Here is an 8,481-nt window from a genome sequence, read left to right as displayed (position 1 = left end):
TCCTAGCCTCAGCCGCCTGCTGCACCTTGAACGATTCGATCAGCCACTGGACGGTGGCCTTAAAGTGACCAGCGCACAGTCATCATGGCATTGCGTGGTTCGCCATAGACGTTGAAACCGTTCCACGTATTGCTGTTGATGCTCTGGTAGTACTTCTTGTCGAACACGTTGTTGACGTTCAAGCGCAGGTCGACATTTTCCGAGACTTTGTACCCCGCCATCAGGTCGACAATGCGGTACGCCTTCTGCTCGATGCGGTAGCCACTGCCCTGGTTGTAGATGGTGTTCTGAGCCGTGATGCCGCCGCCGATCCGCCAGCGCTCGAGCGCACCCGGCAGTTGGTACGTGGTGCTGGCTTTGAACAGATGGCGGGGCAAGTCGCTGGCGAACAGCCGACCTTCGTTATCCGGGTTGGCATCCTTGCGGTATTTGGCCGAGTTGTAGGTGTAGCCGGCTGCCATTTGCCAGCTCTCGGTCAGGGCTCCGGTGACTTCCAGTTCTAACCCTTCGCTGCGCACTTCACCTGATGCCCGGTAGCAGGAAATACCGGCCGGTGCCTGGCAGACGCCAGGGGTATTGATGACAGACGCACGATTTTCCTGATCGATACGGAAGATCGCCGCACTGGCGTTCAAGGCGCCATTGAGATATTCGGCCTTGATGCCGGCTTCGTAGTTCTTGCCAACGATCGGTTTGATCGCCTTGTTATCGGCATCCACTACACCCTGGGGCGTGAAGATGTCGGTGTAGCTGACATACACCGAGTAGGTGTCGTTGAGGTCGTAGATCAGGCCAGCGTACTTGGTCAGGTTGCGTGTGACGTCGTACTGGCTGGATGTCGGGTTGACGCCGGCGATGTTGCTGGAGTTCTCGATCTCGTAGTCGTACCAGTCCAGGCGTCCGCCAAGGATCAGGTGCAACGGGTCGGCCAGGCTGAAACGGCCGGTGATGTAGGTACCGGTCTGTTCGGTTTCGCTCTGTTGTTGCCAGGCGCCCATGTTGAACGCGGGGATGGGCGTGACGTGGGGGTTCCAGTTGTAGATGTCGATATTCGACGCCGAGCGAACCGTGGTGCCGTTGCCTTTGAAGTTTTCTTTGCGGCGGCTGGCGCCGACCACCAGTTCATGTTCCCGGTCGAAAAGCTGGAAAGGACCACTGGCAAACATGTCGTAGCTGGTCTGGTCGTTGGTGTACTTGAACTTGCCGGTCATCTGGTCGAAGGTGCCGTCGGTCGCGCCCGCAGTCGCATAGGAGGCCAGAAGATCAAGTTTCGACCACATCCTGGTGGCTGCCATGCGTAGCTTCCAGCCGTTGTCGAAGCGGTGTTCCAGTTCGCTGAAGAGGCTGTTGTTGTCCTGGTCCCAGCGGCCCCAGTCGTTGCCCAGGTAGGTGGAGCGCGACAGGTTCAGATCACCGCCATCGCTGGCAGTCGGAACGCCGCCCCAGGAGGTGTTGTTGTTGAGGTTCTGGTTCGAGGCGCCCAAGGTCAGGGTGGTGCTATCGCTCAGGTCCGCCTCGCCAATCGCGTAGAACAACGCGTGCTCTTTGTTCACCACATCCTGGACACTGTCTTTGACTTGATAGCTGGTTACCGCACGCCCGCGCAGGCTGCCGCTGTCGTTGAGGGCGCTGGAGGCATCCAGTTCGCCACGGTAGTTGTTCCAGGTCCCGGCGGTGCCGGTAACGCTGACCTGGGTGTCGCGGGTTGGCCGTTTGCGCACCAGGTTGATGGCGGCTGAAGGGCTGCCGGAACCGGTCATCAGGCCAGTGGCGCCCCGCACCACTTCGACCCGGTCGAGCATGGCGGTGTCGGCGGCGGCAATGGTGTCGCGGGCCGTGTAGCTGGACACCGTGGTCGGCAGGCCGTCGTACATGATGTTGTCGACCTGAAAGCCACGGGCATAGTAGGTCGGGCGCTCGGGGCCGTCTTTTTCCACGGTGACCCCGGGCACGTCTTTGATCACGTCGTGCAGGTCCTGCATGCCCCGGTCATCCATGCGCTGGCGGGTCACGACCGAGACCGATTGTGGCGTCTGGCGCATCGTCAGGGCCAGTTTGGTGGCGGTCTGCATTGGGCCGGTAGTGTAAGAGCCAGTACCTTCAGTTGTGGCCCCCATTGCTGCGCCGTTGATGTTGGTTGCACCGAGTTCCAGTGTCGAACCGCTTTGCGCTTTGACCAGGCTGTAGCGCCCCGTCCCCTCCTGGCGTGCCTGCATCCCGCTATTGGCCAGCAGCCGTGCGATGCCTTCATCGAAGGAATATCGACCTTTGATACCCGCCGTCACCAACCCTTGGGTTTGCGTTGAGCCAAACGACAATGTCACGCCGCTGGTTGCTGCGAACTGGGTGAGCGCTGCATCCAGTGGCCCGGCAGCAATGTTGTACTCGATTTGCTCACTGGCCTGTTGCGCCCAGGCGGGGAGGGCGAGGGTGGTGGCGCACAGGGCCCCGCCGAGGCTGATGCTCAACAACCTGGAATGAAGGCTCAGCCGCAACGCGGTTTTATTCAGGGGACGTGGGTGGCTCATGCATGACTTCCTATGCCGTTGCAGTAAAGGCGGCTGATGGACCGCTCTACTGATGAGCCGAACGAAAAATGGAATCGGCAAGACGAATCATTCGCTTGTTTGCAAGTAGGGCCAGCGCTTACGGCTCGACCCGCGCCCAGTACCTCGAGACATGGCGCACCTTCACGGGTAGCGAAACCGGCAGGTTGGCCAGGACACCTTCGATATCGTCCAGGCGGAACGCACCGGAAATTCTTAAATCGGCGACTTCATCAGCGCACCCCCAGATAGCCGGGGCGGTAACGCGCCAGTTCGTGGATGAAGTCTTCCAGCCGCCAATTGAGGGCCACCAGCAAGCCTTGTGTCCAGGCGCTGCTGCCCGTCGTGGAGGGGCGCAAACTGCCGATCTGGGAGGCGCCAAAGGTCAGTGCCCAGCCTTCTTCTACCCGTTGCACGAGGTGGGGGGTGTCGCGGGTGCTGACTTCGACCGCGTGCTTTTCAACCTCGACGGTGCTGAAGCCTGGCAACAGGCGCACATCGAAGCGGGTGCCCAGGGCGAGCACCCTGCCGTGGGGCGTCTGGACTGACAACGGACGCGAGGGTGACCGGTCGGATGCGGTGGTCAGCAGGATTTCGCCCTGGCGCAGAAGGATCAGCCGCTCTCGTGCGGTGTAGGCGATATCGACTTGGGTATCGGTGTTCAACGTCAGGCTACTGCCATCAGGCAGCGTTACTTGCCGTTGCTGCCCGGTGCGGGTGGCGAAGTCTGCGCTGTACGGGGAGCTGCGATAGCCGGCGAAGGTTGCCGCGCCAGCAGCCAGCAACATCAGCAGCTTGAGACCTTGGCGCCGTTGTACGCCCATCCGGGACAGCACGGGCAAGGCGACATCCCGGGGAACGCCGCGTAGTTGTTGCTGGAGCTTTTCGACCTTGGCCCAGGCGCTGGCATGCTCGGGGTCAGCGGCAAGCCATTCTTGCCACGCGAGGTGCTGGGCAGGGCTGACGTCGGTGTCGTTGAGCGTCAGGTACCACTGCACCGCCGTTTGCAAGTGTGCCTTGGCGGGCGGACGTGCAGGAGGGGTGTTCAGTCGTCCATCAACAGGATGCATTGCATTAGCGCCTTGCCCAGGTGGTTCTTTACCGTGGTCACCGACAGGCCCAATTGCTTGCCGACCTGCACATAGCTGAGGCCTTCGAGTTGGACCATGAGGAAGATCTGCCGGGTTCGCATGCCCAGGCCGTCGAGCAGACGGTCGATGGCCAACAGCGATTCGATAATCATGTGGTAGGTTTCCGGGGACACCTGAAGTGACTCCGGTCGCGCGGCCAGCACTTCCAGATACGCCAGCTCAAGGGCCTTGCGCCGTGCCTTGTCAATCAGCAGGCCGCGGGCGATGGTCACCAGGTAATGGCGTGGCTCGCGCAGGGCAGGCATTTGGCGCAGGGTCAGCATGCGCATGAAGGTATCTTGCGCCAGGTCCGCTGCGTCGGCGCTATTGCCGGTGCGGGTGCGTAACCAGCCCTTTAGCCAGCCGTGGTGCTCGCCGTAAAGATGCTCGATATCCAGTGGTGCTGACGTGTTGATCCCGGCGTCCATGAGAGTGATCGCTGCAAATGATAATATGTCTCATTATTTGCTATGTGACGATTTATGACAATCGGCTATCCGCTCATCGGCGGGGGCGAACGCATGGGGATACAAGGAGGGGCTGACAGTCGGACACAAAAAAGCCCGCGCAAGGCGGGCTTTTCTGTTTGCCTCAAAATTGCTTTCGCAACTTCGGGGCGGGGTATGGTGGCTACACAGGGACTTGAACCCCGGACCCCAGCATTATGAATGCTATGCTCTAACCAACTGAGCTATGTAGCCAAGTGGCGCGCATTATTCGCCTGAAACGAATATCTGTCAACACTATATTTCAAAAAATTTTGCGCGCTATCAACCGCTTAGCCGAATGCGGCGTCAGAAGTCGTATTTGAAGCCGGTCATGAGGCTGCGCGGCGTGCCGTAGTTGCCGTAGCTGCTGGTCATGCTGAAGTATTTTCGGTCGAACACGTTGTCCAGGTTCACCGTCGCGCTCAGGTTCTGGCTGATCTGGTAGCGCGCCATCAGGTTGGTCACGGCGTAGCTGCCCTGGGTGAAGGTGTGCAGGTCGCCGCCCACCTTGCTCTGCCAGTTCACGCCGCCACCCACCGTCAGTTTGTCCAGCGCGCCCGGCAGGCGGTAGCTGGTGTAGGTCTTCAGGCTGTGTCGCGGCAGGATGGTGTAGATGCGTTCGTCGTCCTTGTCCGTGGTGGTGGTGTAGACGTAACCCGCCGCCGCTTGCCAGCCTTCCGCCAATTCGCCGCTGAGTTCGAATTCCACGCCTTTGGAGGTGGTGTCCTGCTCGGCCGAGTACACGTTGTCGTGCTGCCAGATGGCGAGGTTGTCCTGCTCCAGCTTGAACACGGCCAGGCTGGAGTTCAGCTTGCCGTCCAGGTGGCTGCCCTTGATGCCGATCTCGTAGCCCACGCCTTCCATCGGGTCGAACGGTTTGTTGTCTTCGTCGCGGACCCACGAACCCTGCGGGCTGAAGATCTTGGTGTAGCTGGCGTAGACCGACCAGGTGTCGTTCAGGTCGTAGACCACCCCGGTGTACGGGATGAACACGCCGGTTTCCTTGCGATTGACCTCGGTCGTCTCCGCGCCGTAGGGCTTGTCCTCGGTGTCGCGTTTCCAGTCGATCACCCGGCTGCCGAGGATCAGTTTCAGGTCGTCGGTCAGGTTCAGGCGCGTGGTGGCGTAGGCGGCGTACTGGTTTTCTTCCATGCGCGATTTTCCGGATTCGGTGAATTCCGGTTTGAGCTGCTTGCCGTCCCAATCGAAGATATTGCCCACCGCCGCATCGGACGTGGCGTTGTAGTCATAGCGCCAGCCGCCCCAGCTCGGCACATGCTCGCGGTACTGCGACAGGGTCACGCCGGTGATCAACTCATGCTCGCGTCCCAGCAGGCTGAACGGGCCGGTCAGGTAGGCGTCGAGGTTGTTCTGGCGCGGCGTGCCGGAGAAGCGCACAGGCAATTGCGACAGGCCGCTGCCGTCGGTATTCAGGTTGCCCATCAGGAAGCCGAACACCTCGTCGAACTGGTTTTCCGAGTGGCTGAACTCGACCTTGCCGCTCCAGCCGTTGCCCAGTTGATGTTCGATCGAGGTGAAAAAGCTGGTCTGCACGTGGTCGTTGTAGGACCAGGTCGGGGCGCTGTTGATCGACCGGCTCAGGTTGGTGCGCTCGCCCGAGGCGAAGCGGGTGGGCAGGCCGGTGCGCAGGGGCGAGTCGACGTCGGTGCGCTGGTAGCTGAAGCCCGCGGTCAGCAGGGTGTCTTCGCTCAGGTCGAATTCGGTGATGCCGTACAGCGTCTGGGCATCGAGTTTGTAGCGGTCGACCCAGGCATGCTCGCTCTTGATGTCCGCCACCAGCCGCCCGCGCACGCTGCCGCTTTCATTCAGCGGGCCGGAGACGTCGAAGCCGCTGCCGTAGCGATCCCAATTGCCGACCGAGCCGGTGATGCTCGCCTGGCTTTCATAGGTCGGGCGCTTGCGGATCAGGTTGATGGTCGCCGACGGGTTGCCCATGCCGCTGATCAGGCCGCTGGCGCCGCGGACCACTTCGACGCGGTCGTACATGGCCATGCTCTGGGTGTAGTTGTCCATGCGCGCGACGGTGGGCACGCCGTCGATCTCGTAGTTCTGCACCGCGAAGCCGCGGGACCAGTAGGCGTCGCTTTCGGCGCCGAGCCCGTCACGGGTGACGATGATCCCGGGCGTGGCTTCCAGCGCGTCGGACAGGTTGGTCAGGCGCTGGTCGTCGAGGCGCTGGCGCGTCATCACGGTCAGCGACTGTGGGGTTTCCTTCGGGCTGAGGTTCAGCCGCGTCGAGCTGCTGGAGGAATAGGTGGTGTACAGCCCGGTGCCTTCGGTGGTCGAGCCCGGCGCCTTGCCGGAAATGCTCAGCGCATCCAGTTGCAGGCTGCCGCCGCCGAGGTTCACCGGCAGGTCGAGGAGGAAGCTGTTGGTGTTGGGCTGGCTCAGGCGCGCGCCGGTGCCTGCGGTGAGGCGCTGGATCGCCTCGTCGGCGCTAAGCCGTCCTTGCACGCCGGGCGACTGCAGGCCGGCGACCTGGCTGCTCTGGTAGATCACCTGATAGCCGCTCTGCGCGCTGAACTGATCGAGCGCGTCGGCCAGCGGCTGGGCGCCGATGGTGAAGTCGAAACGCTGCGCCTGGGCTTCGCGGGTGCTGGTCTCGGCGGCCTGCAAGGTGCCGGCCGGCAGCGCGGTGACCAGCGTCGCGGCCAGGATGGCGCGGGCCAATGGCAGGCGTTTGAAGGCGAAATCGAATGGGTACTGCATGTGTCCTCCCCCAGAATACAAATGGTAATGCTTCTTATGTGGAGGTGTGACGCAGCAGATTCAGGAATTACCGGACGCTCGCGAAAATAATTTTCAGCGCACGATCAGCCAGCGCCCGGCGAGGGAATCGGCGCGCAATTTCTGGCTGCTGAGCAGGGCATCGAGGGCGTTGTCGGCCTGGTCGAGGTTGAAGCTGCCACTGACCAGGCGCTGTCCGGCAGCAGCGTCGAGCAGCAGCAAGGATTGGCCTTGATAGTCGGCCAGTCGCTGCAGGACCTCGCGCAGTGGCACATCGCGGACCCGCAACTGACCGTCGCGCCAGGCCAGCAGGCGTTCGGCATCCACCGCCTGCGGCGGATCGATCTGCTCGCCGTGCACCGTCAGGCGCTGGCCGGGCGTGAGGACCTGGGTTTGCGCGCCGGCGAGCACCTGCACCTTGCCGCTCTCCAGCATCACTTCATCGATCCCGTCGCCGCGCGCGACCGAGAACCGGGTGCCGAGCACCCGCACCTGGGCGTCATCGACGTTGACCACGAACGGCCGACCATCGTGTTTCACCTCAAGGAACAGTCGCCCCTGGCGCAGGTGCAGCGTTCGAATGGCGCCGTCCAGTTCGACATCCACCGCGCTGTTGCTGTCCAGGCGCAGTTGCGAGCCGTCGGCGAGGGTGAAGCTGCCGCGTTCGCCAGCGTGGGTGGCGTAGTCGCTGTTCAGGCGTTGCAAGGCCGGCCATTGCAACCAGGCGACACCCGCCGCCAGCAGCAGGCAGGCCGCGGTCGCCAGCCGAGGCCAGCGCTTGCCGCGCGCGCGTTCGGCTTTGCGCACCCGCCGCGCCGGCAGTTCAAGCACCTGCCACAGCGACTCGACTTCGGCGAACGCCCGCGCGTTGTCCGGCGCCTCGCGCCACTGCTCGAAAGCCTGCCGCTCGGCCGCGCTCAGGTCCTCGGCGCGCAGCCGGGTGAACCAGTCCAGCGCTTGTTGCGCGGGATCGGCGGCGAGATCGGCGGGAGAGGGCGGGACGGTCATGACGATTCGGTCTGGTTGCGCGCATGCAGAGCGGCGGCTGCGCAGTGGCTCAAGGCTTTGTTCAGGTGGCGCTCGACGGCGCGTTGCTCCAGGCCCAGTTTTGCGGCGATGTCCTTGTAGCTCATTTGCTCGACCCGGGCCAGCAGAAAAACCTCGCGGGTCGGCGAGGGCAGGCCGTCGATCAGCCGCTCCAGGTGCGCCAGGGTGTTGCCCGCCACGGCACTGCGTTCCGGGCTGGTTTCGGTGAGCAACTGTTCCAGCGCCTGCTCGTCATTGACCCCGCGCACCTGATTGCGGCGGGCGTGGTCGATGCTCAGGTTGCTGGCGATGCGGTACAGGAAGGCGCGCAGGTTGCCGACTTCGCCGCGCTCGCTGTGCATCAGGCGGATGAAGGCGTCCTGCAGCAGGTCGCTGGCGGTCTCGCGGCAGCGCGTGCGACGGGTGAGAAAGGCCATCAGTTCGCTGCGGTGGCGCTGGTAGAGCCCCGCCAGGCTTCGGTCTTCCTGATCCTCGGACATGCTGGGCGCCGCGCAGGTGAAATGAGCGGCGATGCTAGCGTTA

At 62.8% G+C, this 8,481-nt stretch carries 6 protein-coding genes and 1 tRNA gene; all 7 read right to left on the bottom strand.

From position 1 onward, the window contains the following. Positions 1-59: 59 nt before the first annotated feature. Entirely contained in the window at positions 60-2,528 is a 2,469-nt protein-coding gene (locus NTD88_RS20585; RefSeq protein ID WP_262155664.1) for a TonB-dependent siderophore receptor, read from the bottom strand. 251 nt (positions 2,529-2,779) lie between these two features. Next, positions 2,780-3,616, bottom strand: a complete 837-nt coding sequence (locus NTD88_RS20580) for a FecR domain-containing protein (RefSeq protein ID WP_315975168.1) — start codon at positions 3,614-3,616, stop codon at positions 2,780-2,782. Then, positions 3,592-4,104, bottom strand: coding sequence for a sigma-70 family RNA polymerase sigma factor (locus NTD88_RS20575; protein WP_262129221.1), 513 nt, complete (start codon positions 4,102-4,104; stop codon positions 3,592-3,594). Before NTD88_RS20575 ends, NTD88_RS20580 begins: the two co-directional genes overlap by 25 nt. A 196-nt stretch (positions 4,105-4,300) precedes the next feature. Further along, a tRNA-Met gene (locus NTD88_RS20570) sits at positions 4,301-4,377 on the bottom strand. Between the two features lie 93 nt (positions 4,378-4,470). Then, positions 4,471-6,894 (bottom strand): TonB-dependent siderophore receptor, encoded by a 2,424-nt coding sequence (locus tag NTD88_RS20565; RefSeq protein ID WP_262155663.1) that lies wholly within the window; start codon positions 6,892-6,894, stop codon positions 4,471-4,473. Positions 6,895-6,987: 93 nt separating this feature from the next. Next, the gene (locus NTD88_RS20560; protein ID WP_262155662.1) at positions 6,988-7,920 is read right to left on the bottom strand and encodes a FecR family protein; all 933 of its coding nucleotides are present in this window, start codon (positions 7,918-7,920) and stop codon (positions 6,988-6,990) included. Continuing rightward, positions 7,917-8,438 carry an RNA polymerase sigma factor gene (locus tag NTD88_RS20555; protein WP_262155661.1) on the bottom strand — a complete coding sequence of 174 codons (522 nt, stop codon included), beginning with the start codon at positions 8,436-8,438 and terminating at the stop codon, positions 7,917-7,919. Before NTD88_RS20555 ends, NTD88_RS20560 begins: the two co-directional genes overlap by 4 nt. Between the last annotated feature and the right edge of the window lie 43 nt (positions 8,439-8,481).

This window comes from Pseudomonas sp. 20P_3.2_Bac5 (assembly GCF_025466035.1).
Taxonomy (GTDB): domain Bacteria; phylum Pseudomonadota; class Gammaproteobacteria; order Pseudomonadales; family Pseudomonadaceae; genus Aquipseudomonas.
Note: the sequence above shows the minus strand (reverse complement) of the source record. Positions and strands in the feature narration are given on the sequence as shown.